The 26,048-nt window shown below is 33.8% G+C and carries 32 protein-coding genes and 1 pseudogene; 20 read left to right on the top strand and 13 right to left on the bottom strand.

Features of this window, described 5'->3' with window-relative positions; genetic code table 11:
- The 3 genes and pseudogenes from LOK78_RS14915 to LOK78_RS14905 form a co-directional block, all read left to right on the top strand.
- A pseudogene (locus LOK78_RS14915) lies at nt 1-209 on the top strand (hypothetical protein); the annotation flags it as partial.
- Between the two features lie 3 nt (nt 210-212).
- Complete coding sequence (locus tag LOK78_RS14910) at nt 213-908, top strand: hypothetical protein (protein ID WP_232395111.1); 696 nt, start codon at nt 213-215, stop codon at nt 906-908.
- A gap of 28 nt (nt 909-936) precedes the next feature.
- Nucleotides 937-1,386 (top strand): hypothetical protein, encoded by a 450-nt coding sequence (locus LOK78_RS14905; protein ID WP_232395110.1) that lies wholly within the window; start codon nt 937-939, stop codon nt 1,384-1,386.
- On the opposite strand, the gene LOK78_RS16775 is transcribed toward LOK78_RS14905, so the two are convergent.
- On the bottom strand, nt 1,383-1,634 hold the full coding sequence (locus tag LOK78_RS16775) for a hypothetical protein (protein ID WP_336245956.1): 252 nt from the start codon (nt 1,632-1,634) through the stop codon (nt 1,383-1,385). The two genes, LOK78_RS14905 and LOK78_RS16775, sit on opposite strands and share 4 nt — an antisense overlap.
- Nucleotides 1,635-1,818: 184 nt before the next feature.
- Between LOK78_RS16775 and LOK78_RS14895 the strand changes: the two genes are divergently transcribed.
- The 5 genes from LOK78_RS14895 to LOK78_RS14875 all read left to right on the top strand — a co-directional run bounded on the left by LOK78_RS14895 (nt 1,819) and on the right by LOK78_RS14875 (nt 5,111).
- A complete protein-coding gene (locus LOK78_RS14895; RefSeq protein WP_255673757.1) occupies nt 1,819-2,085 on the top strand; it encodes a transposase in 267 nt (88 codons plus the stop codon).
- Between the two features lie 114 nt (nt 2,086-2,199).
- Nucleotides 2,200-2,637, top strand: coding sequence for an RrF2 family transcriptional regulator (locus LOK78_RS14890; protein WP_232395108.1), 438 nt, complete (start codon nt 2,200-2,202; stop codon nt 2,635-2,637).
- A gap of 54 nt (nt 2,638-2,691) precedes the next feature.
- On the top strand, nt 2,692-3,435 hold the full coding sequence (gene ric / locus LOK78_RS14885; protein WP_232395107.1) for an iron-sulfur cluster repair di-iron protein: 744 nt from the start codon (nt 2,692-2,694) through the stop codon (nt 3,433-3,435).
- A 31-nt stretch (nt 3,436-3,466) separates the two neighbouring features.
- Entirely contained in the window at nt 3,467-4,660 is a 1,194-nt protein-coding gene (locus LOK78_RS14880) for a hypothetical protein (protein ID WP_232395106.1), read from the top strand.
- On the top strand, nt 4,650-5,111 hold the full coding sequence (locus LOK78_RS14875) for a hemerythrin domain-containing protein (RefSeq protein ID WP_232395105.1): 462 nt from the start codon (nt 4,650-4,652) through the stop codon (nt 5,109-5,111). The genes LOK78_RS14880 and LOK78_RS14875 overlap by 11 nt, the downstream gene beginning before the upstream one ends.
- 4 nt (nt 5,112-5,115) lie before the next feature.
- On the opposite strand, the gene LOK78_RS14870 is transcribed toward LOK78_RS14875, so the two are convergent.
- The 12 genes from LOK78_RS14870 to LOK78_RS14815 all read right to left on the bottom strand — a co-directional run bounded on the left by LOK78_RS14870 (nt 5,116) and on the right by LOK78_RS14815 (nt 16,094).
- Nucleotides 5,116-7,116 carry a TonB-copper family protein gene (locus tag LOK78_RS14870; protein ID WP_232395104.1) on the bottom strand — a complete coding sequence of 667 codons (2,001 nt, stop codon included), beginning with the start codon at nt 7,114-7,116 and terminating at the stop codon, nt 5,116-5,118.
- 67 nt (nt 7,117-7,183) lie between these two features.
- On the bottom strand, nt 7,184-8,029 hold the full coding sequence (locus tag LOK78_RS14865) for a hypothetical protein (RefSeq protein ID WP_232395103.1): 846 nt from the start codon (nt 8,027-8,029) through the stop codon (nt 7,184-7,186).
- A 130-nt stretch (nt 8,030-8,159) separates the two neighbouring features.
- The gene (locus LOK78_RS14860; protein WP_232635454.1) at nt 8,160-8,522 is read right to left on the bottom strand and encodes a hypothetical protein; all 363 of its coding nucleotides are present in this window, start codon (nt 8,520-8,522) and stop codon (nt 8,160-8,162) included.
- Nucleotides 8,523-8,592: 70 nt separating this feature from the next.
- On the bottom strand, nt 8,593-9,045 hold the full coding sequence (locus LOK78_RS14855) for a hypothetical protein (protein WP_232405885.1): 453 nt from the start codon (nt 9,043-9,045) through the stop codon (nt 8,593-8,595).
- Between the two features lie 15 nt (nt 9,046-9,060).
- The gene (locus LOK78_RS14850) at nt 9,061-9,843 is read right to left on the bottom strand and encodes an ABC transporter permease (RefSeq protein WP_232395100.1); all 783 of its coding nucleotides are present in this window, start codon (nt 9,841-9,843) and stop codon (nt 9,061-9,063) included.
- Nucleotides 9,836-10,543 carry an ABC transporter ATP-binding protein gene (locus LOK78_RS14845; RefSeq protein WP_232395099.1) on the bottom strand — a complete coding sequence of 236 codons (708 nt, stop codon included), beginning with the start codon at nt 10,541-10,543 and terminating at the stop codon, nt 9,836-9,838. Before LOK78_RS14845 ends, LOK78_RS14850 begins: the two co-directional genes overlap by 8 nt.
- Nucleotides 10,537-11,772, bottom strand: coding sequence for a nitrous oxide reductase family maturation protein NosD (locus LOK78_RS14840; RefSeq protein WP_232395098.1), 1,236 nt, complete (start codon nt 11,770-11,772; stop codon nt 10,537-10,539). Before LOK78_RS14840 ends, LOK78_RS14845 begins: the two co-directional genes overlap by 7 nt.
- Nucleotides 11,773-11,776: 4 nt before the next feature.
- Nucleotides 11,777-12,265: a nitrous oxide reductase accessory protein NosL gene (locus LOK78_RS14835; protein WP_232395097.1), complete on the bottom strand. Its 489-nt coding sequence runs from the start codon at nt 12,263-12,265 to the stop codon at nt 11,777-11,779.
- 32 nt (nt 12,266-12,297) lie between these two features.
- Nucleotides 12,298-12,897, bottom strand: coding sequence for a hypothetical protein (locus LOK78_RS14830; RefSeq protein WP_232635453.1), 600 nt, complete (start codon nt 12,895-12,897; stop codon nt 12,298-12,300).
- Between the two features lie 110 nt (nt 12,898-13,007).
- Nucleotides 13,008-14,978 (bottom strand): Sec-dependent nitrous-oxide reductase, encoded by a 1,971-nt coding sequence (gene nosZ / locus LOK78_RS14825; protein WP_232635452.1) that lies wholly within the window; start codon nt 14,976-14,978, stop codon nt 13,008-13,010.
- Nucleotides 14,979-15,002: 24 nt separating this feature from the next.
- A complete protein-coding gene (locus LOK78_RS14820; protein ID WP_232635451.1) occupies nt 15,003-15,581 on the bottom strand; it encodes a fasciclin domain-containing protein in 579 nt (192 codons plus the stop codon).
- Nucleotides 15,582-15,587: 6 nt separating this feature from the next.
- Nucleotides 15,588-16,094 carry a c-type cytochrome gene (locus LOK78_RS14815; RefSeq protein WP_232395093.1) on the bottom strand — a complete coding sequence of 169 codons (507 nt, stop codon included), beginning with the start codon at nt 16,092-16,094 and terminating at the stop codon, nt 15,588-15,590.
- Between the two features lie 129 nt (nt 16,095-16,223).
- On the opposite strand from LOK78_RS14815, the gene LOK78_RS14810 reads away from it, so the two are divergent.
- The 12 genes from LOK78_RS14810 to LOK78_RS14755 all read left to right on the top strand — a co-directional run bounded on the left by LOK78_RS14810 (nt 16,224) and on the right by LOK78_RS14755 (nt 26,048).
- On the top strand, nt 16,224-16,484 hold the full coding sequence (locus tag LOK78_RS14810) for a DUF488 domain-containing protein (protein ID WP_370465580.1): 261 nt from the start codon (nt 16,224-16,226) through the stop codon (nt 16,482-16,484).
- 124 nt (nt 16,485-16,608) lie between these two features.
- Nucleotides 16,609-17,487, top strand: coding sequence for a 5-formyltetrahydrofolate cyclo-ligase (locus LOK78_RS14805; protein WP_232635449.1), 879 nt, complete (start codon nt 16,609-16,611; stop codon nt 17,485-17,487).
- 73 nt (nt 17,488-17,560) lie between these two features.
- Complete coding sequence (locus tag LOK78_RS14800) at nt 17,561-18,646, top strand: sensor histidine kinase (protein WP_232395187.1); 1,086 nt, start codon at nt 17,561-17,563, stop codon at nt 18,644-18,646.
- A 2-nt stretch (nt 18,647-18,648) separates the two neighbouring features.
- Nucleotides 18,649-19,977 (top strand): sigma-54-dependent transcriptional regulator, encoded by a 1,329-nt coding sequence (locus LOK78_RS14795; protein ID WP_232635448.1) that lies wholly within the window; start codon nt 18,649-18,651, stop codon nt 19,975-19,977.
- A 177-nt stretch (nt 19,978-20,154) separates the two neighbouring features.
- Nucleotides 20,155-20,325 (top strand): hypothetical protein, encoded by a 171-nt coding sequence (locus tag LOK78_RS14790; RefSeq protein WP_232395089.1) that lies wholly within the window; start codon nt 20,155-20,157, stop codon nt 20,323-20,325.
- A gap of 26 nt (nt 20,326-20,351) precedes the next feature.
- The gene (locus LOK78_RS14785) at nt 20,352-21,650 is read left to right on the top strand and encodes a Glu/Leu/Phe/Val family dehydrogenase (RefSeq protein WP_232635447.1); all 1,299 of its coding nucleotides are present in this window, start codon (nt 20,352-20,354) and stop codon (nt 21,648-21,650) included.
- Nucleotides 21,651-21,668: 18 nt separating this feature from the next.
- Nucleotides 21,669-22,088, top strand: a complete 420-nt coding sequence (locus tag LOK78_RS14780) for a GreA/GreB family elongation factor (protein WP_232635446.1) — start codon at nt 21,669-21,671, stop codon at nt 22,086-22,088.
- 28 nt (nt 22,089-22,116) lie between these two features.
- Nucleotides 22,117-22,521 carry a hypothetical protein gene (locus LOK78_RS14775; RefSeq protein ID WP_232405886.1) on the top strand — a complete coding sequence of 135 codons (405 nt, stop codon included), beginning with the start codon at nt 22,117-22,119 and terminating at the stop codon, nt 22,519-22,521.
- 67 nt (nt 22,522-22,588) lie between these two features.
- Nucleotides 22,589-22,918 (top strand): hypothetical protein, encoded by a 330-nt coding sequence (locus LOK78_RS14770; protein ID WP_232635445.1) that lies wholly within the window; start codon nt 22,589-22,591, stop codon nt 22,916-22,918.
- A gap of 169 nt (nt 22,919-23,087) precedes the next feature.
- On the top strand, nt 23,088-23,918 hold the full coding sequence (locus LOK78_RS14765; protein WP_232395084.1) for a universal stress protein: 831 nt from the start codon (nt 23,088-23,090) through the stop codon (nt 23,916-23,918).
- A 252-nt stretch (nt 23,919-24,170) separates the two neighbouring features.
- Nucleotides 24,171-24,782: a TetR/AcrR family transcriptional regulator gene (locus LOK78_RS14760; RefSeq protein ID WP_232635444.1), complete on the top strand. Its 612-nt coding sequence runs from the start codon at nt 24,171-24,173 to the stop codon at nt 24,780-24,782.
- A gap of 72 nt (nt 24,783-24,854) precedes the next feature.
- Entirely contained in the window at nt 24,855-26,048 is a 1,194-nt protein-coding gene (locus LOK78_RS14755) for a TolC family protein (protein ID WP_232635443.1), read from the top strand.

Here is a 26,048-nt window from a genome sequence, read left to right as displayed (position 1 = left end):
ATTTTGACCTAGGTGAAGATTACGGCCTCTATAGTTTTAGGCACACCTTTATCACCAAATTATATCGGGCTCTTGCCAAGGATTCCACTCCTTTTGAGGCAAAAAGTAAACTTTTATTGATAACTGGACATTCATCGATGGGAGCTTTGGAAAAATATCTAAGGGATATTGACGCAGAACTGCCCCAAGACTATTCAACCTTCTTGTAGAACATGGAAGAAAGTATTTTATATAAAGACTACTTTGATCTATCATCAAAATTATATGATGAATTGATATTTATAATCCCTAGAGACGTTATACCACCGGATTATTCGACAAAATTGGACAAACTTGAAGAATTGGAATGGATAGATACCGTTTTGATAATAGACCACTATGAAGGCCCTATTAAATGGCGAGAAGATCGTAACAATGTTTATTTCTTTGGCAAGAGTGGCCGCCTAGAAAAAAATATCTTTCAATTGATCGAAAAGAAAGAAACCCTATCAAAAGATGCTTTCGGTTATTTGATAAAAAAATATACTGAACAGGCGAAAACCATACATCTCTTGACACAATGGTTAACTGATTATATTGAAAAGGGTAACTTTGATCAAAACCTGGTATCCATTTTTAAAATGCAATGCAGGTTCCTAGAGTACCACATGACTCAATTGAACCAACATTTTTCTGTTCTATATGAAGAAAACAGAATGAACAATGTGGACGCCATTAAGTTCATAAAGGCTTTTGCTGAAGGTCAAAAGGCATCAAAATCAAATAAGCATGATTCTGTTGTTGCAGTCAACATAGTTGAGCCTTCTTCACAAAAGGCAATCAAAAAGAAACGTGAAAAGCGAATCCTGATAACTGAAGAAGAGGCAGAACTGGAACTATTGCAAAAAGTCTTTAAAATAAATATTTAACGTAAAACCAACGTTTATTTGACGCAAAATGAGCCAAGAAACCCAATATTATACCTGTAAATACTGTTTTGAATCATTTATACCCAAACGTAGAAGGGTACAGAAATACTGCAGCAACACTTGTAGGAACAAGGCGTACCATGCCAGAAAAACAGCAACGACAACTGGGGAAACCTTGCCAGGAAAATTGGAAAACCAATTGGCAGTTCCAACTCCAATCAAACAAACTGTTAACACCGCTGATATTACAAATGCAGCCATTGGAACATTAACGGTAAATGCTCTGTCTAATCTTTTAACCAAGGAAGAAAACAAACCTGCCTCCAAAAAGGACTTGGTCGAAATCTTAAAAGCTCTAAAAGGTAGGTACCATATAATTAAAAACGGTGAGCCACTTGCTGATGGCAAAAAACCGTATTATGATATTGTAAAGCAAGAATTGGTTTACCTGTATCCATTCCAAGCATTAACTACTTAGCTCCTACCCTTTTTCATATAATCCTGCCACTGCACCAATACGTATTTCTCTATTTGGTTTTCCATTTTTTTTAGAAATCCATACTCATAAACAAATAGATACACATCACCCTTAGTATTCTTCCAGTAATGGGTAAAGAAATGAGGGTCAAACCCTTTATCCTTTAAGGTGCTGGACCTCACGGTGGCTTTGCCTGCTTTATTATAGCTTTTTAAAATGCGTCGGTTCTGTTTTAGTTGGTTGTCCACCTTATTGTAAAATCTTGGCTCCTCCTCCAAAGATCTCCGATAGTGATAGGAACTTTTACAGTGCAAATCGCAAAACCGCTTATCTGATCTTCCTTTTTAGTTCCTTACCGCATGAAACACATGTATTTTGTCTCTTATCCATCACTGACCTGTCCGGAAATAAGGCTACATAATTTTAATAATTATGTACAAAAATGACAAAGTAATTAGACGCTTCAGCGAATCGTTTAAATTGAAAATTTTAGACGAACTTACCACTGAAAAACTCAACAAGAACCAATTAGGAAAACTTTACGGTATCAATCCTACTACCATCAACGAATGGATCAGGAAATATGAACGTAAAGACCTAATGAATACCAGAATCAAAGTGGAAACAAAAGACGAAATAACACGTATTAAAAAGCTACAAAAGGAAATTGAACAGCTTAAAACTATGTTTAACCTGTAGCCATATTTCAGGACGAAACAATCTAGAAATTATCATAATTGCCATACATAAAAAATGAATTAAGATATATTTATCCGAATCCATTTTCGTATCTTAGCACTCTAAATTTGGGTAATGTTTTCAAAGGCTTGTGAATACGGAATTAAAGCTGCTATTTTTATTGCTAAAAATTCTTATGAAGGAAAAAGAGTAAATCCAAAAGAAATCTCCAAAGAGATTAATTCTCCCCAAGCTTTTACAGCAAAAATTCTCCAAGCATTAGTTAGACATAATATTATTAACTCTGTAAAAGGGGCATACGGAGGCTTTGAAATTGATAAGGACTCCATTCCGAATATAAAACTTTCTCAAATCGTGAATGCTATTGATGGTGATGCTATTTACAAGGGTTGTGGTTTGGGCTTAGAAACCTGCAATGAAAAACACCCGTGTCCTGTACACGACAAATTTGTTGAAATAAGAGGAGGCTTAAGGAGTATGCTAGAAACAACAACCTTAGAAGAATTAGCCTTAAACCTTAAAAATGGAAGTGCTTTTTTAAAGGCTATTTAGATAATTGAAAAAAAATTTATTTATAAATAGGACAATTTTATCTTAATTAAAATCATGGAAAAAACAATCAAAATAAAAGAAAAGAATATCGGCCAATTTGTTGCCGAAGATTACAGAACAGCGGCCATATTTAAAAAATATAACATAGACTTTTGTTGTAAAGGGCACCGAACTTTAAAAGAAGTGTGTGAAAAAAAAGGAATAGACCAAAACCTAATAGTTGACGAACTCGAAATAGTACTCAATTCAAATTCAAATCAATCTATAGACTATAAATCTTGGCCTCTTGACCTATTGATTGACTATATAGAAAAAACACACCACAGATATGTTGAAGAAAAAATACCTATTCTAAAACAATTTTTAGACAAGCTATGTCGAGTTCATGGCGAGAGACATCCTGAACTTTTTAAAATAAACAAACTATTCATTGCATCTTCCAATGAATTGACAGCTCACATGAAAAAAGAAGAGCTCATCCTCTTCCCTTTCATAAAAAAATTGGTCAGAGCAAAATTAGATTCTCAAATGGTATTGCAACCTGCCTTCGGAACAGTTGAAAATCCCATAGCTATGATGATGAACGAACATGATAATGAGGGGGAAAGATTCAGAATAATTGCAGAGTTAACCAATAACTATCAACCACCTGTTGATGCCTGTAACACTTACAGGGTTACTTTTGCCATGCTTGATGAATTTGAAAAAGATCTTCATTTACATATTCATTTAGAAAACAACATTTTATTTCCTGGTGCAGTCAAACTTGAAAAACAATTTGAAATACAAGCAAATTAGACTACTTTTCATCTTGAGTAAATAAAAATGAATGCCAAAAAAACTAGTTGCTATATGCCTTTCAAACTTCTTAATAGCCGCATTGATGGGGTTACTTTTGCGGTTTGTAAGCATTTATCCACTATCAATAAACTATAGATTTTTCACACATGCCCATTCCCATACTGCCATGTTAGGATGGGCTTATTTAATGCTGTACATACTTATTGTTCATTACTTTGTCCAAGAGAAAAAGACTATCTATATACGCTTGTTTTGGACAACACAAGTATCGGTTTGGGGCATGATGTTTAGCTTCCCCTTTCAAGGGTATGCTGCTATTTCCATTACCTTTTCTACCCTGCACATAATATGTAGTTATATTTTTATCTTCTTAATCTGGAAGAAGTTAAAAGCTAAAAGCTACGTTAGTTCAGTACTACTAAAAACAGCCTTACTCTTTATGGCAGTTTCAACACTTGGTGTTTGGTGTCTTGGTCCAGCCGTTGGCCTTTATGGTAACACTTCAGATTTTTATCAAGTGGCTATTCAGTTCTTTCTTCATTTTCAATTTAAAGGTTGGTTTTTATTTGCTGTCATTGGTGTTTTTTTCCATATTCTAAACATTCAAGACTCTAAACAATTTAGAGTTTTTTATAGGATACTACTTCTATCCACAGTGCTCACTTTTGCCTTACCTCTATATTGGTATTTTCCGAATAAACTATTTTACTGGCTGAATGCTCTGGGTGTAATTTTTCAAATAACAGCACTTTTTATTTTTCTAAAAATTATCAAATTCTCATTCCACACCATCCTAGCAAAAACTAGTAAACTAGAAATCTATTTGTACAGTTTTTCTAGTTTATGTTTCTGCTTAAAAGCAGTCTTGCAATTAGGTTCTTTATTTCCTGAATTTTCACAGATTATCTACCAGCATAAACTGTATGTTATTGGATTTATTCACCTATTGATGCTGGGTGTGATCACAGGATTTTTATTTGCGTTTATGATGAGGAATAAACTAATATCCTCATCTGCAGCAACATCTGTGGGAGTTTATAGCTTTATTATAGGGTTTGTTTTAACCGAATTCTTGTTATTAGTCCAAGGCTATCTATATTACACAAATGAGCCTATTATTTCAAATTTTAATATGTTTCTATTTATTGCCAGTATCTTTCTTCCTTTAGGAATTATGTTTCTTCTCAAGAATTTAATAACACAAAAAAACCATGCAACCTAAACCACAAAAAAGGCACAAAGCTTTACAACCTTTGAGCAGAGAGCATCATCATGGGCTATTGTTGGCTTGGAAAATACAAACAGGTTTCAGTAAGAATATCAATCCTGAACGTATCTGGAATTATGCCTTATGGTTTTATAATAATCATTTGATTCCTCATTTTGAACTTGAAGAAAAACACATCTTTATCATTTTAGGAAATGAGGACGATTTAGTAAAAAAAGCTCTTTCCCAGCATAAACATTTACATAGATTGTTTGCAGACACCAATAACAAAGCTATTTCACTTAGTAAAATTAAAAAAGAATTGGATAAACACATACGCTTTGAAGAGCGTATTCTGTTTCCAAAAATTCAAGAAAAAGCTACAGAAGCAGAGCTTCTTGAAATAGAAAAAATTCACCATCAAGACCCATTCAATGATAATCTTGATGATGAATTTTGGAGATAAATGTTTAATTCAATACAACTGACATATTGATATAAAAATTTCTACCTTGTCTTGAAATATTATTCCAATCAGCAAATGTTGAATAATTAGTATCCAAAATATTTTCAATACCGTATTTAAGGACCAACTTATTTGACTTTAAGTACACCACATTCCCAAAATTCAAATTAAATATACCATAGGCTGGTGTTTCATCTTCACCATAATAGCTACTATACTTACTTTGATTGCCATTTCCCTCACACTGCATGGCTACATTGAAATTTTCTGTACTATATGAAACTTCAGCTAAATAAGACAACGGCTTTATCAATGGAAGATTTTCTCCGTTACTACCTTTACCATAATTATAGCCTAAAGAAGCGTTTAACAAGAATTTTTCTGCAAAGTGATAGCTAGTATTGAGATAAAAATCAAAAATAGAAGCATGGTCTATTGCAGAATAAATTTTCACGCCATTGGCTCCTATAGTCATTGGACTTATTGATGAATCTATTTCGCCAATTATATAATCCAAAACATGAAAATACGAAGATTCCAATCCAACTTTAAAATGTTTTAAATAGTAGTTGGTCTTTAAATTAACTTCCAATGATTTCTCATTACTCAAAGTAGGGTTTCCTATATAATCAAACCTGTCAAAACTATTGAACAAGTAGAATCCATAGCCTTCACTTACTGAAGGCGCTCTTTCTCCATAACCCACCCCAACTGTAAAATCGTATTCCTTCATCTCTATTTGATATTCAGAAGATAGACCTAGTAAGAATCTGCTTTTGGAATCCTGTATTTCAGGATAGAAAATTTTCAAACTCTCCAAGCCTTCTTCTTCAGCCACTTCATTATTATGGAACCCCAATCGCATAGAAACTGACACCTCTTCATTATCGTTGATGACATAGTTATCTTTTGCAAACAAGCCTGTATAAAAAGTTCTTACATCCGGCCAGGTATACATGAACATACTTGGCTGATTTACATCATTAGGATACATGGTCATTTCTGCTAGTGAACGATTATAAAAACCATTTAGATTAAATAGCATTCCATGTTTTCCCTTGTCAACACCAAGTTTACTATAAAAACCATAGGTGTCACTCCATCCCGGCATATCCATTCTAATAGGTACATCAGGTCGTTGCGAATCGTCCATAATGTGGGTAATACTATTGAAATACAACTTAGTTTCCCAATAGTTCACAAATGTTGAATCGTTTTGATAATTATGCGCTACAGAACCTATAAATGCTTCTGCCAGAGACACATCCATTGGTAAAGCTGGATAACCTACATTGGCAGCTCTATCATAAATGATATTGGCATCCAATTTATTATTCGGGTTTAACCTATATCCCATTTGACCAGAAATGTTGTATTTTTCAAATTGAGAGTACATAACTTCTTCATCGCCCCCGGCTTTATAGTTGTCTGACTTCCTGTAAATAGCATCAATACTTGCATAGAACGAATTAGCCGAATATTCGAAATCCAAACCAGCAATACGATAGTTCCCATTGGTTTCATAACCTAAATCAACATTTGACTTTAACCCAAAATCGAAATATTTGGATTCAGGCAACTGCAAATCTATTGCACCGCCAATGCAATGTCCATTTTCAGTTCCTTCCTGCCCTGAAGAAATAACTACTTGTTTTAAATTTGACACATCTACATAGGATGTTACAGGATCCATTTTGTCTGTACAAGCTCCAAAAATATACATCCCATCTATGGTTACATTTAAGCGTTCGCTCGTCATATTGTTCAAGCTAGGTTCCCATGCATAGCTCCCCCTTTTTATCATGGTTACTCTATTGGATTTTTCGAGATAATCATCAATACTGGACAATGTTTTTTCTTGACGATAGTTGCTCAATTTACGCTGAGTAATCAAAATGACCTCATCCAGTTGGGTAGTATCTTTTTCCATAGAAGGAATGGAATCCTGTCCAAAAGAAAAAGTAACGTTGGCGATTATCAATAATAAAATTACACCCTTTTTCATCCTATTTAAACTTTAATGAAGCATAGATGGCAAAGGATATTGCCACCTATGCTCTATTCGTTACGGCTTAAAATTCCAATTCTAGATAAAGACTACTTTGTGTATTTAACTCTGTAATATCTTCTCCTTTTAAAACTTCTTCACTGGTGTTTAATAGCTTAAGATTAAGCACCCAATATCCTGTCATGGTGAGTGATAAATTGGCGTGGTACATTTTATCTGAGAGGTTATAAACCAAATTGGTATTGTTAGGGGAACTATGGTTCCCCATACCAGGCATTCTAGGGTCCAATGTTAAGGAATAGTTTTCCACTATTGGAAAAGACATCATGGTTTCCATTTTATAGACACCAATCACCAAATCATTTATACCTATAATGGGCTGAGATGGTTCCATAAAGGCTACAACATATTTAGTATTGTCACTACCCAAAAAGCTACTTACATTTTGCAATTCATTCTGTAAAACCACTATATCAGAGCTGGCGACATAATCTATTCCATCAATGGAATAATTTATATTCAAAGACCAACCTGAACCATCAGCATTTGTCATTTGATAAATTATAAATCCTTGATAAACCGTATTCTTCCCTGCTGCTTTTACAGGGTTTGATTTTGGACAGGAATGGTTCATTGAAGGCATTTGCATAATAGGCATCCAACTTAGGTTTGCGTTTTCTTCAAACTCGTTGTTTGACTTATTTTTGATTCGCAAAATCACTTCATTGTATCCAGTGTAGAACATCCCGCTTTTGTTATAAAGTTCTATCACGTGGGTATCATTTGAAAGTTCTTGTATTTTAGTTAGTCCTTCTATTTCGTTTGGTTGAAAATCGTCGTTTTCATCTTCAGAACAGGACACAGAAAATAGAGCCAATAAAATTATTGGTAGTATATATTTAAATTTCATCTTGATTCAATTTATGATTTTTCAAAAGTTTACATGAGCGCCAACCCAGGCATCACAATTGAGTATTAAAAAATATGAGGAATCCTGCACAGCTTGCTAAAACAAGTGTGAAAGTATTTCAGTAAATGAATTAAAAAATGTTAGGCGGTGGTATTTCTACAGAAACCATGTTTTCACTCAATATGGGCAATCTATAAAATAAATTATGCTTCACACTAAGTGATGAAACACACTGTTTTTTAATTGCATTAATTTCTGAAACAAAAAACACATCTAAGGCTATTCGCTTATTTTCTTGAATTGGTGCTGTGCCTTTAGTATCTATTTCATTTTGTGCCAATTGCTTTCTTAAGTGACATTTCCCATTACAACCTTGTTGATTGTCTTTCTGTACACAGAGTGTTTTGGCAATAAAATCCTGGTTTGCAATAAAGTTTGCTACAATAACCAATGTATTAATGTTGTGAAGCAATAAAATGCTTACCAGGATCAATGTTATTAGTTTTTGTGCTATTATTTTCACCGTTCAAAAATAAATTATACCAAGTTTAATCCTAAGAAATTTATTCATATTTAAAGTAATCCATATACTTATCTATAAGTACTTCTAAATTTGATTTTGCCTGTTCCAATTTTGGTAAATCTTTGGACTCCTTAAGAATAGATATCTGATCCAACATAGGAACCAAAACAACATGCAATTGTTCATGCGGCTCCCCTTTCATGGTACAGTTTTTAATTATATAGCTTGTTTGTTTAGACAGCTTCTCACCAAGAGTTTTATAATCCTGAATTGTTTTTGTCTTAAAAACCGAAATTATGGAATCTATTTTTTCAACACCTAATTGAGTTTCAAAATTAGCCAACCACTTTTCACCTTTGTCAAATTTTAGCTGCAAAGTATCCATTGGATATATTTCTACAGAGCTTACTGCATTGTTATCATTATGACCGTGTTCATTTTTACATCCCATTAAAAGAGATAAACATAAAATTGATGTTAAAATTTCCCTCATAATTATTCAGTTTAACTAAAAATCTTTCTTCTTAGACTTGTAAACAATTCTCCATATTGGTAAAACGACCCAAATAAATAGCATAGTAAAGGAAATTAAAAGTCCTAAACTGGTGCCAAAAAACTGTTTGAACACTGCTCCCGTGTACCCTAAAAGTGCTGATATATCCAGTTTAAGTAATATCAAAGTTCTTGAGAGGTCTATTGGGTTAAGCATGATTCCAGCCAATGAGAGTTTATCCAATGGGTAGTCTTCAAACACGATTAAAGACATTAAAAATATCCCGTCATAGATTATTGCTAAAAACAACCATAACAAAATAGCATAGCCAAAACCCTTGATTTTATTTTCATTGCTTAACCCCATATTGAATGCCAAAGCACTAAAAATAAGGGTAAGAAAAGTACCAGTTATCAACAATAAAGTGAAATCCCAAATGGCACTACTTTTAAAAAGGCCATAAAAAACAAAGGGAATACCTAAGCCTAAAATCAAACTCATGGAAAGTGATAGGGCTACACCTAAATACTGACCTAAAAATATAGTAGACCGTTTTAAGGGTTGTGCCAGAAGCAACTCAGTAAACTCTCTTGAATTATAGTAATACATTATTCCAAAAATGCTTCCAATTAAGGGAACCAGAACAATAATGACATTCATTAAAGTAATGACAGCTTTAGACAAATCGTTGTTAAGGAATAACAACACAACACCCAGCAACAAATAAAATCCAAAGTACACGTAACTCCAGCGACTACGCATCAGGTCAAAAAAACTATATTTTAGTATCTTAAACATAATTTTGATTTAAAATGGAAGCAATAGCGTGTTCAAAATCTTCTTGTTCAGTTTTATTTTTCAATTCTTGAATGCTTCCTTTGAAATAAATATTTCCTTCCAATAAAAACACTATCTCATCAGCCATTTCTTCCACAAAACTCATAATGTGAGAGGTGATTAAAATGGTTTTTCCTTTCTTTTTTTCCTCTTTAATCAAGCCTTTTAATCGAATCAAGGAAATAGGGTCCAAACCTGTTGTAGGCTCATCTAAAATGATCATCGGGCTATCAAACATAAACGTCAAGACAATATTTACTTTCTGTTTGGTACCACCAGATAGATTCCCTAATTTCTTATCCATAAAAGGCTGGAGCTTAAACAATTCAATAAGCCTTTCATCTTCTGACGCTTTTCCTCTTAAATCCTTAATCATCTTGATTAGCTCCTTCACTTTAAGATTACTAGGGAAATTGGCAATCTGAGGTAAATAATCAATCTGCCTTCTGTAATCAGCATTTTTTTTGATATTATTCCCTAGTACCTCAATGGTTCCTTTATCAAAAATCACCATCCCTAAAATAGATTTGATAAGTGTTGTTTTCCCAGAACCGTTAGGTCCCAACACAGCAAAAATTCCACCCTTTTCAATCTCTAGGTCTACACCTTTCAAGACTTGATTTTTTCCAAAGGCTTTATGTAAATTTTGTATGCTTACCATGTTATTCTCTTTATTAAAGGATTTTCATCCACTAAATTATCGGGCGTGAAAATTGGCGATACTTTTTCAGAAAAATCTATAACATCAATAAATAGACTTCTAAGTAAGATAATGGTTTCCGGAGTTTTATTGACTATGTAGGAAAACAGTTTTATAGGTCTGTAAGGCACATCACCTACTCCATCTTTATTGAGGTCATAACCCGTGTAATTACTCCAGTAGTTTCTATCGAAACTATTGTCGTTTATTTTACTGTTATAAGCTAAATCAAAGGAATTATAAAGGAAATTATTTTCCAGAAAATGATTTGAATACGTTGCACCACGCACTTTTACAGCCCAACCATTATTGATAAAATCATTGTTTTTATAGGTAATCCTATTGGAGCCTTCAATGTTGATGCCAATGGTGTTGTCTTGAAATGTATTTCCTTTGATTTCAGCGTCGTTTATTTCCTTAAGAAGCATACCATAAGAGGCTGTTCCCCAATTTTCCCTAAAAATATTGTTATACATTTTTATATGTTTTGAAAACATGACTGCTACTCCAGCACCATTTTTTTCAAAGGTATTGTCCTGGTAAATGTCATTATTTGAAAACATAAAATGCAAACCATAGCGCAAATTCATAGAACTCACATTGTTTTTGATAAGACAATCATCAGAAAATTCCAGATAAATTCCATCGCGAACATGCACTACATAATTATGCTCAATCTCAATATGGTTACTATACCATAACTGAATACCGTTTCCTGAGTTGTATTCTTCCTTGGCATCCCCGACAATTTTATTGTGGTATATCTTACCATAATTGGATTTCTCCAAATAAATGCCAAAAAACAATTTTTCCAGCACTACATTTTGAATGACAAAATTCTTACTTTTCTTAACCCTTATAGCGGCATAATCTTCAGTGTAACTTGTTCCTACATTGATAATGAACAAGCCGTCAACAACTACATCATCAGAAACTATAGTTATTACTTCGCCTTTTAACTGTCCATCTACAACTGGGTAATTTTCCCCAATGATAACCAAGGGCTTATCAACCTTTATGTTCCACTCTTTATATGTGCCCTTTTTAATCAAAATAGTATCATAGGCATTAGCAGCAGTAATAGCTTCTTTTAAAGATTTATAAGAGCAACTACTGCACACCTGAACGCTTTGGGCAATACCAAAGTAAGCCATAAAGGCAAAGACAAAAAAAGCTAGGTGCTTTTTCATGATTTTACTCCCTGAATTTAGCTAATAATTGATTCCAATTGTAAAGGTCACCTCCTTTATCAGACTGTACTTTTCCAGCGTCAGATTGATTACTAAACGCAGATAAGTTGGCTCCCATTGGACTTGGTACATTTTCACTTATTAAAAAAGTGGCTTGGGTGGCATCGGTCAATACTTCTGGGCGCATATAATCATTGGACAAATACAATGCAATTTCATTTGTGTCGAATTCTTTAGAGAAATTAACCATGCACTCTGTAGCATCAAACTTGTAAACCTTCCCCTTTTTAGTCACAATTTCAGCGGCATGTATCTTATCTACAATGGTCATTTTGCAGAAATAACATCCATCATTACCATAATCGATAGGCTGTGGTTTTACGTTACAGCCAACTATAGCAAGAAAAAGCGGAAGCAATAAGACATTCTTTAGTGTTTTACTCACTACACTTGTATTGGTTAAGTGTTCGTAAAAGTGTTTAGCGCTTTTCATTTTTAGTGTTTTAGTGTTTGTGTATGTCCTTACTACTTGAAAATAGTTTTTTTATGTTGTTTTTTACCTACTAAATAGGCCGTAAAAGAGGTAGCAATTCCGAAGGCTAGAAAAAAGGCTCCCAAACGTGGATAAGAATGAGCCGTAAAGTTTAAAATTTCCTTGGTTCCAAACAGAGGCGGTTGGAAACCCATTTGAGTACCATCTGGATTGGTGAATTTCATAATAGCCTTAGGATCCAGATTGTGTCCATAATCATGTTCCCAAAGATAAAAGTCATACAAACCAGCCGTACTTAAAACTATCATTAAAATAAACCAGTATAAGAACCATTTATAATTGCCCTTAAATGCAATGAGCAATCCCAAAATACTGGTAATGATGATTCCAGCTGGGAAAATTTTGAATTCTGGTATGGCTTCAGGTATATATTTCATACCAACATAATGATTCATCAAATTGATATTTTTGATATCATGTGGATTGGCATCAGAAAAGTCATTGATATAGATATACATCCCTAACGGTGTTGGGTATTGAGGCGCTTCCAAAGTAATTTTCCATAAAGGAAACAGGAAGAGTCCTAGTGGCAGCAAAGCTGCAATTAACATAATGATGTTTGACTTTTTCATGATTTATTATATTAAATCTTTAAGTGTTTTTGAAAGAAAGGCGAGAGCGAAACGTGTTGCTCTCGCCTCTTTGTTAGAAAAACAAACACTAAAATTCTCCTAACCGATGATTATTCAATATCTTCTCCTAGAGACCACTTCAATTCAGTGTTAGATCCCGTTGGAGAAACTCTTACATATCCTTGCATTTCTTGGTGCAATGCTGAACAGAAATCAGTACAATAGAATGGCCAAACACCTTCTTGCTTAGGTTCCCATAGGAACGTCTCTGTTTGCCCTGGCATAATGAGCAATTCTGATGTATTAGCACCAATCATACTGATACCATGGGGCACATCATAATCTTGTTCTAGGTTTGTAACATGGAAATAGACTTTGTCACCTACTTTGACACCTTCAATATTATCTGGTGCAAAGTGGCTTCGTATCATAGTCATATAAATATGTACAGTGTTACCGTCACGAACTACTTTGGTATCTGCTTCACTTTTTGCAGCAAAAGGATGCTCATTGTCTTCTAAATTAAAAATCTTTTTAGAATTTGGCTTGATAAGATCAGCTGGACAACCAGCTGCATAGTGTGGCTCACCAATCGTTGGGAAATCCAAGAGTAATTCCATTTTGTCTCCAGAAATATCATAAAGTTGTGCAGATTGGGTTACCTCAGGACCTGTTGGCAGATATCTATCTTTAGTAATCTTGTTCATGGCTACCACATATTTACCCCAAGGTTTTTGTGAGTTACCACCAGGAATCATTAAATGTCCCACTGAATAATAACAAGGTTGTCTATCTACCACTTCCCAAGTACCAACTTTCCATTTCACCACTTCTGAAGAAATAAAGAAGGTAGTGTAGGCATTACCTTTATCATCAAACTCAGTATGTAAAGGCCCTAAGCCTGGTTGCTCAACAACACCTGCTAATACATCTTCAAAATTTAAAATAGGAATACCATAAGCATCACCAGCAAACTTTTCATTCTCAATGGCGTCAAGCATTTTAGTAAATGAATGAACAGTAAGATTAGCTGAAAGCTTACCATTCCCCACAATATATTCACCTGTTGGATCTACATCACAACCGTGTGGTGACTTAGGTGTAGGCAATAAGAAAACTGCTCCTGGCACATCCAACGGATTAACCGTTAGAACTTCTTTTTTCATTGTTGATGTCGCCATATGTGTATCTTCATCATATACATTATGTGCATAATTTGCTGGCATTTTCGTGCCACCACCATTATTTACATACTCTTCAATTTTTTTCCAATTTACAGCAGCGATAAAGTCTTTATCGTTCTGGGAGGCATTTACTTCAAGAAGTGTATTAGCTTCTTCTGAATTGTAAGTTGTAAAGAAGAACCATCCATGGGATTTACCACGACCAGGATGAGACAAATCATAGTCAAAACCAGGCATAATCAATTGAAACTTGATATCCATATTACCATGTTCAGGCTCCACAGAAATAAAGGTCAAAGCACCTTTAAAGTTCCCTTTGTAATCTTTAATAGGCATATCTCTTTGTGGAATTGGCACAGAGAAACGTGTTCCAGCCACAACATACTCAGTATTTTCAGTCACAAAAGAAGAACTGTGGTTACCTGCACTATTAGGTACTTCAATAATTTCCGTAGTTTCGAATGTAGTCAAATCTACTTTTGCAATACGCGGTGTATTATTACCATTGATAAAAACCCAACGACCATCTACTACCCCATTGGTTTGTGAGATATCAGGATGGTGTGCATCATCCCAAGGCACAAAACCGTGAGATGTGTTCAGCATAGGCTTGGTTTCTTCATTATATCCCCAAGCTTTTTCTGCATCTTGAGAAAACACTGGAATTACTTTAAACAAACGTCCTGATGGCAACCCATAGACAGATAATTGTCCACTGAAGCCTCCTGAAACAAATGCATAGAATTCATCGTGTTCACCTGGTGCCACATAAACTTTCTCGGCTACGTTACCTGCCAAGGCACCAGATTTAGAATCTGACTTTTTAGTGTTCTCGCAATTTGTAAATGCCAATAGAAATACCACTATGGCAATTAATAATTTTAATGTGTTTTTCATTGTTTTTGTATGATTAGATTAGTGTTATTCATTTGAAGGAGGGAGCAAAACCTTGTCTATAACATGTACAATTCCATTACCCGCAGGTATACTTGCCAAGATTTTGGAACCTCCTATTATAGGTTCGCCTTCAACAACCTCAACAGCAATATATTGGTTGTTTGCCTGCCCTAATTTCTTGAACTTGGTCAAAAACTCTTTTGAGTAATTTCCAGGGGTTACGTGATATTTTAAGATATTGGCTAAAACCTCATTATTTTCCGGCTTTAGCAAGTTTTCGACTGTTCCTTCTGGTAAGGCTGCAAAAGCCTCATTAGTTGGTGCAAATACCATTAACGGTCCCGCATTCACCAACGCATTTTCTAGTTCAGCCGCTTGAACAGCAGCTACCAGTGTTGTATGATCTTGCGACCCTATTGCAATAGCTAAAACACTAGGCTTACCTTCATCGTCAGTAACATATGCTTGTCCTGTTTTTTCTGTTTGTGGGTTTTCTCCAACACTAACATCGTTTGTAGTAGAGGATTCATTATTAGCATTCTTACATGAGAACATCAATAAAAAACCCAATACAAACCAAATTATACCCTTGTTAGCTTTCATATAATCTTATTTGAGAGTTCTAAAATATTCCAATACAGCTCTGGCTTCTTCTTCAGTAAGATTTTGATTAGCCATTGGAGATCCGTTGAATTCTATTAATAAATCTTTGGCCAGTGGGTCTTTTTGCACCATTTCCTCAGGATTCAAAATCATGTTCATAATCCATTCAGGTGTTCTGCGTTCAAGAATTCCCTTTGGGGCTGGACCAATAAATTTCTTTTCTGGTCTATGACATGCCGTACACATTTTTTTATAGACCTCAGCACCATGGGTTACCATTGCTTGGTCAATGTTTTCTCCCAGTTCAACTGATTTAATAGGACCTATACCTTTATTTGTTAAATCCATTCTTGTTGATGCTAAATCCTCATTCTGAACCTTTTTTTCAACTTTCTTTTCAGTTGTAGTTGTTTTTTTCCCATAATTAAATGGCTCCTTTTTTTCTTCCTTGCCTCCACAACTAATAAAAAGTAAAGCCATAAAAACAAGAGATAGTTTTAGTGTAGTTTTCATAATATAGATTTAATTTATTCACAAAATTACTTTTCATATGGATTATAAAATATGACAATTATCATAATTAAGACATTTTTATCCTAATTAATTTTACTCTTATTTTATGAACAACATCTTTATTAAAAAATTTGTGATAACCCAACAGAAGAAGCGGGATACAGAATATTGGTAGACAGATTTTGGCCTCGCGGTATTTCAAAAAAGGGGGCAAATTTATATGAGTGGGACAAAAAAATTGTTCCTTCTGAAAAAGTAAGACGGTGGTTTAATCATAAAAAAGAAAAGTTTGATGAATTTTCCCGACGTTATGAGAAGGAATTATTGAAAGCGGAAAATAATTTGGAACGCATTTTTAAGATTGCAAAAGACAAAAAGATATGTCTCTAAAAACAAAGTGTTTAATCAAGCCATAGTTTTATAAAAAATACTCATTTAAAAAGCACATAATGGCAATTAAATATCACCTAACAATCAATTAATTTAACAAACATATAATTTATAAAAGAATAAAATGAAATTTAAATTTTCAGAAATATTTACAACTAAACCTAATAAAAATATTAAATCATTACTAGAGTTATATACTTTCAAACTATGTCCTGAATTCACTCATAGAATATCTATTCTATATGGGCTTTCTTTTGAAGAAAAATCACTCTTGGAAAGTAATGTCTGTTTTGCTAAAAGTATTGAAATCAGATCAGAATATAGAAGCACCTTCAATAAAAGAGATATATTGGAAATTGTCTACCCTCAAGTACAAATACAAACGGTAAACTTTGAAAAAGATGAAATAGTATTTCCTTATAAGACCTCCTCTTTTTTTTCAGAATCTTATAAAAAATCTATTTCTATTAAATCTCAAAAAAGATATCTCAGGAGAAAAATGCTGGAAAAGCGGAATGAAATGTCTCACAAAGAACGAAGAAAATATTCGGAAAAAATCTGCACACAACTCTGGGATTTAATTTTGAAAAATAACATTCAGAGTATTCATAGCTATTTAACTATGGAGTCTGAAGTAAATGTTCTTCCTCTGTTACAAAAGGCAATTGACTGTGGTATTACGGTTATAGTACCCAAAACACTCAAAAATAGGCAAATGCAAAATCTTAAATTGAGTAACCTAAAAGACATGGAAATTGGTATATTTAACACATATCACCCTAAATATGAGGAGTATCATAATGGGCATTATGATTTAATAATAGTTGCAGGTTTAGCATTTGACAAAAATTGTAATAGATTAGGCTATGGCGGCGGTTACTATGACACTTTTTTGGCTAATCAAAATCACCCACTAAAAGTAGGTGTTTGCTATCCTTTCCAAATAATAGACTGTGTCCCTATAGAAACACATGATATCCAATTAGATATAATCTTAGATTAATAAATGCAAAGGTTATATTAGAATTATACTATTTTTCAAAACTGAAGTTAATTCTATATTATTTATGAAAACCATCACCAATACAGAAGAAATATTAAAAGAAAGAATAAAAGAATTGACCTGTCTTTACGAAATTTCATCTATTATTGTAAATTACAATACAGATTTCTTACAAGATACCTTAAAGGCAATTTCACTTAGTTTAAAAAAAGCATTTAAGTACCCTGAAAAAACAGAGATTATCATAGACTTAGGAGAATCGTCTGTAAGTACAGGGGACTACTCTCAAGAAGCCTTAAATATTTTCTCAAATATCAATGTTTTCAACGAAAATAATGGCCAAATTAGGGCCTTTCTGTATCAGAAAGAAGATGAAGACTTTTTAAATGAAGAACAATTACTACTTGACAGTGTGGCTTTGAAAGTCGGAAATCTTCTGGAGCGCATAGAAATCAAAAAAAGTGAGACCTCTCTAAAAAGACAAATGGAGCGAGCAGATAGACTGAGTATTCTTGGTGAAATTACAGCGGGGATTGCTCACGAGCTCAATACTCCATTAGCTAATATTCTGGGGTTTGCTGAGTTGTTACAGAGTGATTTGGCAACCAACAAAAAAGCAAAAGCTGATTTACAAAAAATTATTCAAAACACAATTTTCTCGAGAGAAGTAGTAAAGAAACTCATGTTTTTTTCTTGCGAAATGCCGCAGGAAATGAAAAGGGTCAATATAATACCCAATATAAAAAGCGCCATTGATTTGTTGGATGCAACCTTTAGAAAAGAACAAGTAAAATACTTAGCAAAAATTGAAGATGAAGAATTGTGGCTCAAAGCCGATCCAATTCAACTCACACAAATTATTTTTAATTTATTGATGAATGCTATCTATTTTTCACCAAAAGAAGGCTTAGTAACTATAGAAGCCTTTCAAACAAAAAAAGATATTGTTCTTAAAATTTCCGATGAAGGTGACGGATTTACTGCAGAGGCTTTGGAAAAAGTTTTCCAACCTTTTTTTACGACCAAACCAACCGGCGAAGGCTCTGGACTAGGGCTAAGTGTTGTACATGGTATAGTTGCCTCCCATAAAGGTACTATTATAGCACAAAACAACCCAAATAAAGGTGCTATATTTACAGTAAAATTGCCAAAAACATAACTATGCAACTGCAAAAAGAAAACATATTGATAGTTGATGATGATGTCAATATTTTAGAACTATTGCAGAGACATTTGCAGTCATGGAATTACCATATTTATAAAGCTGTTTCAGTAAAAGAAGCTGTCACAATCTTGCGAGATACTAATATTGATTTGTTAATAACAGATTTAAAAATGCCTGAGATTGATGGCTTAGAACTCATTAAATTTGTTTCAGAACATTATCCAACCTTACCTAAACTGGTGGTTACTGGCTATCCTTCGGCGCAAGATTCTCTAACTTCAATTAAATCGCGGGTTGTTGCTTATTTAACAAAACCTTTTACAAAAGATGAATTAAAAGTAGCCATTAATAAATCACTTCTTATTTCAAAAACAAAATATCAAAAGAAAGTTAAGCTGCTTAAAAAGGTGAATGATACTTATGGGGAAATCATAGGGAGTTCAGAGAAGATAAACGATGTGGTTCAAATAATTGAACGTGTAAAAAACAATAAGGCCACTATTTTTATAAAAGGTGAAAGTGGTACTGGAAAAGAGTTGGTAGCACGTGCTATACATTACCAGGGTAAGTTTGCGAGAGCACCATTTGTTGCAGTAAATTGTGGTGGTATTCCTGAAAATTTATTGGAATCCGAACTCTTCGGCTACCTCAAGGGTTCATTTACTGGTGCAGAAACCAATAGAGATGGTTTCTTTCAGGCAGCTAATGGGGGTACTATTTTTTTAGATGAAATTGGAAATGCCTCACTTGCAGTACAATCAAGGTTACTAAGAGTACTACAAGAAAAAGAAGTTGTGAAGGTAGGTGCCTCAAAAGCAGAATCCATAGATGTCAGAATAATTGCCGCAACTAACAGTAATTTGCGGGACATGATACAGAAACAAACATTTAGAGAAGATTTATTTTATCGTTTAACAGTAGTAGAAATACATGTACCGCCCTTACGTGAACGAAAAGAGGATATCCCATTATTGGTCGATAAATTTCTCCTTAAGTATGGCGTTGAATACAAAGAAAGGTTTGTAAAGGTTACCACTGAGGCAATGGAAATTTTAAATCGATACGATTGGCCTGGAAATATAAGGGAACTAGAAAATGTCATCCAACGGGCAGTAATTATGTGTGAAAATATTATTGAAATTGAACATTTACCAGAACATATAAAATACACTCTTGATTTTTCATCTGAAAAATTACTATCCTTAAAAGAGATAGAAAAACAATATATTCAAAAAGTCCTTCGCGCTACTGGCAATAATAAAACTAAAGCTGCAGAAATTCTTAAGATAGATCGAAAAACAATTCGTCAAAAACTTTCAGAATAAACACACTGATACATTTCGCCCCGGTTGTGGAATTTTGAACCACTCACAAGAAAAACTAAATTTAATATAAAACCATCAAATCCCTTTACCAATAAGGGATTTGATGGTTTATAATACAGTAGTTGATTTCTTTGGCACATGCATTGCCAAGTAACCATTAAAATTAATTATTGTTTTATGAGTACAAATCACTTTAGTATTTGTTTGAGTTGCATTAATCAATACACTTGTATTTTAACAACTCAAAAAGATAAGGTATGGTCTTGCAGTGAGTATGACGATAACCTCCCCAATTCAAATGAAGCAGAAAATGTTCAAGAATCGGATTACCAACTAGAATTAGCTTAACCCATTTATTTAAAAAAACAAGAGATATGACACTAGTAGCCGAAATAAAAGAAACAAAAAAACAACCTGTTCGTGGCATGATGGATAATGTTATGGAACAGTTCAACAGTGCTGCAGATAAAATCCATTTACACCCAAATATCCGAAAGATATTGAGTATTACAAATAATGAAATTGTTGTGAACTTCCCAGTAAAAATGGATAATGGCGATGTAGAAATTTTCAGAGGATATCGTGTTCAACACAACAACGCATTAGGACCTTATAAAGGAGGTCTACGTTACCATCCAACAGTTGATATTGATGCTGCAAGAGCATTAGCTATGTGGATGACTTGGAAAACATCACTTGCTGGCCTGCCTTATGGTGGTGGTAAAGGAGGTATTCAATTGGATCCAACGAAATATTCACAAAGTGAACTGGAACGTATTACCAGACGATTTACGTTTGCTCTGGCTGACAATATTGGGCCAGAACATGACATTCCTGCACCAGATGTAAACACCAACAGTCAAACTATGGCTTGGATGGCTGATACTTATATGAGTACGCGCCCACCGGCAGAGCGAACAGCTAACCAACATGTAGTTACAGGTAAACCTGCAGGTAGTGGTGGTCTTGAAGGTCGTGATAGAGCCACCGGATATGGTGTGTTCCTGTCTATTAAGTTTTGGGCCGAGAAAAAAGACATGTGCTTGACTGGGAAAAAATTTATAGTCCAAGGTTTTGGAAATGTTGGTTATTGGGCAGCTCATTTCCTTGAAAAGGAGGGTGCAGTTTTAGTTGCTGTTCAAGATGCTTTTGGCAGTATTGAAAATCAACAAGGTATTATGGTAGAAGATTTGTTAGATTATACCAAAGCAAGTAAAGGTAGTATTGTTGATTACCCAAGAGCAACCCATATTAAGAAAAGTGATTTTTTTGCAACTAACTGTGATATCTGTATTCCTGCCGCTTTAGGAAATCAGATAACTTCAGAAAACGCCTTGCAAATAAATGCAACGCTTATTGCTGAAGGTGCCAACGGCCCAACAAATGTTGAAGGTGAAAAAATCCTCTTGGAAAGAGGCGTTTCCATTATACCAGATATTTTATGTAATTCTGGAGGAGTTGTAGGCAGTTACTATGAATGGCTTCAAAATCGTAACGGAGAACTCTGGCAATTAGACGAAGTAATGGTAAAACTTGAAAAAAAATTAAGAGAGTCATTTAATAAGGTTCATGATTATTCAGAAGAAGAGAACTTAGACATGCGAACTGCTGCTTATTGTTTAGCCATTAAGCGTATAGAACGTGCCTATATTGAGAGGGGCATTTTTCCTTAATAATAAAATGATGCAATTATGAAATATGGAAGTTTAATTTTAGAAAAAAAAGAATATGTATATCTAAAACGCATACTCAATATAACTGGCTACTCTAGTAATGACCAGACACAAAAGTCCATAGAAAAACTTTTAGATGAACTCAAAACAGCTCACATAGTGGATGAAGAAGAAATGCCAGAAGATGTGATTCGTTTTAACAGTAAAGTTACGGTAGTTTCAGATATTGGATGGGAGAAAACTATGCAAGTGGTCATTCCATCGGATCGGGATGTAACTCAGAATAAGATTTCTGTTCTAATGCCAATGGGTGCAGCGCTTTTTGGATATTCAAATAATGACACTTTAGAGTGGGATTTCCCAGGTGGAAAACAACAATTGAAAATCACTTCAGTAACACAAGAAGAAACCCTTAGCGGAATAGATTTGGTAATTTAACTATTGAAGAATTATGAAAATGAAAAACATGGAAATCTTCAATCACGATTCTTACATAGATGTTACACATAAAGTGAATTCCATAGAATTAGATAACTGGATTAATCATTTAAAGTACGTTGAAGGTGAACTGATTAACTTAGTAAACCTATGCAAAGAAGGGTTAAGCATAAATTTGGGAAACGAGACTATTTTAGAAAGATTTCAAAAGAAAATGGAAGAAAATGAAATTTTGATGAATGCTCTTCAAAAATATTCAATTTCTCGCTTAAATATTATTGAATGTGAGGACACGCAGTGCGACATGGTGTATATCACAGAACATGAAACCTATAGAAGAAGTTATGTTTATCATCTAGATAAATATGGTCGTTTGAAGGATGAGTTTTTCGATAAAATACAAAGAAAGTTTGCACAATTAAAAACACGCTGATTTTCTGAAGAATATGTCATTAACACATAAAGTTGATTTGCATAGAAGACTATGCATTCTAAAAGACTTGAATGAAATAGAATTATGGATATATATACTTGAAAGTATCAATGATGAACTAGACCATTTCAACAGTATTGAAAAACAGCTAATAAAAAATGAATCGGTAGCAAATAACATTAAAGCTTTACGCAGAAAGATGATACTGGCGATGGCAACCTTTTGTAAATACGAACAAGAACTTAAAGTTGAGTATGAATACGGAGATGTTGAGTACGATGCAAAAAGATATAAGCATCATGAACAAAAGCGCGAAAGTTATTTACAATTGATGAAAGATTATAATGCTTTTAAAATTCACATTTATACTTTACTAAAAGTATATCATAGAAAATAACAAATTTAATTGAAGGTAACTTTAAAAAACCCTCTTAGGCACACAAAATCGGTTGGTTAGTATTTTTATTAGAGGTTTTGTGAACAAATACCGCGAAGGTTGATTCCTTCGCGGTTTGCCTAAGCTATTGAAGCATTAAATGAATTAAAACCTGAAAACTTTTAAAAAAATGAAAAATATTCTAATTCCTACAGATTTCTCAACCAATAGTTTACAGGCAATTGAGTATAGTGTTAATCTATTTAAAAATGAAAAATGCAGTTTTTATTTTTTAAATACTTACTTAAATAACTCAAATAGTTTAAACGCTCTTGAAATATTGCAAGCAGGAGATGAATGGTTTGATAAGCCTAGAGAAGAATCTCTTGAAGAATTAGGTAAACTTGTTGAGGCGTTTACCATGAATTCTATTGGAAAATACCATAATTTCTATGCTATTTCTGAATGGTCAAACCTCGTAGAGGGCATCAAAAAGAAGGTTGAGCTTTTGGACATAGATTTAGTTATATTATTCAATAGTAATAAAAAAGAAAAAGTTAAAAACAATGAGAGCATTATGGAAAATGTTAGGTCATGTCCAATTTTAGTGGTCCAGGCAGATTCCTCAATTTGTGAAAAAGTGCATCTTACTATTGCATCAAATTTCGAGCACTCAATTAATACTAATGAAATTGAAATATTTTGTGAGGTGTTATCAAATACCAATATTGAAGTTAGCATACTCGTTCTTGACGAACAAAATATGTTATCTGAACATAGAACTAATAATCTCGAGAAACTTATTGGTTATATGAAAAAAAATCAAGAGAGGCTTATAGAAATTTCATATGCAAAATCATCATATCATCTGAAACAATATGGTTTGACACACCATGATGAAATAGTTTGTTTAATTGATGAAAAACCAGGGTTATTGAGAAAATTAGGTCTCTTTAAGTCTAATATTATTTCTACTTTGAAAAAAATGGGAGGCAATACAATTCTAGCAATACATGAATAACATTTCAAAATGACCAATAAAAAATTTTATCTCATTGCAATTATAATCGGAATGCTGTTCATATTGTTTTTATCATGGCTTGTACCAGCACCCATTTTTAATCAATAAACATTTTGATAAATGATTATTTGAAATATTTATCTCTTATAGTCTTTAACGACAGAAAGAATAAATATTTCACTCTCTTAATACAAGCTTATTCTATTTTTTTGTACTTTTGTTAACCAAATGGTTAAACTTAATGGTTGAATTATGGCAAAACACAAAGACAATAAAACAGAAGAACAAATACTGGAAGCAGCGCAAAAAATATTTCAATCTAAAGGAATGGACGGTGCCAGAATGCAAGAAATTGCAGATAAAGCTAGTATCAACAAGGCCATGTTGCACTACTATTACAGAAGCAAGCAACTTTTGTTTGAAGCTGTTTTCAAAAAGGCATTTACCTTACTAGCACCACAGCTTAATGCCATACTTAATGATGATTCAAGCTTGGAAGACAAAATCAAGAACTTCACCCATAACCATATCAGTTTCATTTTAAAGCATCCTTACTTACCAAACTTCATCATTCAAGAGCTTAACAGAAATCCGCAGTTCATTGAAAAAATAAAAACCAATGTTGCTTTTCCCAATATTGACAAGTTTAAGGAGCAAGTAAAAAATGAAGTGGACAAAGGAACCATAAAACCGATTAGCGCAGAACAATTGTTCATCAACATTATATCCCTAAACATTTTTCCCTTTGTTGCTTCACCTTTAATCAAAGCCTTTACAGATGCTGATGACAAAACCTTCAAAACACTTATGGAAGCAAGAAAAAAGGAAGTATCCGATTTCATCATTAATTCCATTAGAAATTAATTCTCTATGAAAACTATATTTATATATGCATTATTTCTGCTAACAACATGTTTTGGGTACAGCCAAAGCACAATGAGTTTACAAGAGTGTTATGAAGGTTTAAATGCAAATTATCCACTTGTTAAACAACGTGCTATTTTAGATAGTCAAAAAGAAGCAGAACTTTCGGCTATTACAGCCAAAGCGCTACCTCAATTCAACCTGAATGCTCAAGCCACCTATCAAAGTGACGTTACGGAAGTGCCTTTGCCAAACACGGGTATTGAACCTTTGAACAACGACCAATACCGTGCTACCCTTACGGCAAACCAGTTGATTTTTAATGGCGGAAAAATCAAGGCAACACAAGGGCTTCAGAATATTGCAACCGATAGAAAAAAACAGGAAGTTGAAGTCAATCTGTACCAGTTGAAACAACGTGTTAACCAACTGTATTTTTCAATTCTTCTGATTGATGACCAAACGGCACTATTGAATGTTAGGGGACAACAGTTACAAATTAAACTAAAGGAAGTGAAGTCTGGAATAAAAAACGGCGTGCTATTACCAACTTCAGATAAAGTTATAGAAGCTGAATTGCTTAAAATCTTACAGCAAAAACAAGAAGCCGTCAATAATAAATCAAAATTGATAACCTCCTTATCTGCATTAATTGGAATTTCCATTTCAGCTGAAACAGAATTCCAAAAACCTTTGGTCTCAATGAACGAAAGTTCTGAATTGAACAGACCCGAATTAGGTTTGTACAGCTTGCAAAAACAAGAGATTGAACAGCAACAAAACCTACTGTCAAAATCATTGGTTCCTGAACTCAACGGTTTTGCAACGGGTGGTTATGGCAACCCAGGCTTGAATATGCTGGAAAACGACTTTACCTCTTATTACATTGTAGGCTTAAAACTAAACTGGAATGTGTTCGACTGGAATGGCAATAAAAAGCAACGGCAAGCACTGGACTATTCAAAAGAATTGATAGACAATCAAGAAGAAGTTTTTAAACTGAATACAAACACCGCTTTAAATGAACAACTCAAAGAAATTGAAACCCTTGAAAAGACCATTGATATAGACCAACAGCTTATGGTTTTGCAACAGGAAGTTGTGAATACTTCGGAATCCCAATTAAAGAATGGTGTTGTCACAACCTCTGAATATGTTACAGAACTTACCAAATTGCACGAAACAGAAAATGTATTCAATCAACATAAAACCCAATTGGAACTAGCCAAAGCCAATTACAACATCCTTAAAGGAGATCCTAAATAG

Source organism: Mangrovimonas futianensis (genome assembly GCF_021245805.1).
Classification (GTDB): domain Bacteria; phylum Bacteroidota; class Bacteroidia; order Flavobacteriales; family Flavobacteriaceae; genus Mangrovimonas; species Mangrovimonas futianensis.
Note: the sequence above shows the minus strand (reverse complement) of the source record. Positions and strands in the feature narration are given on the sequence as shown.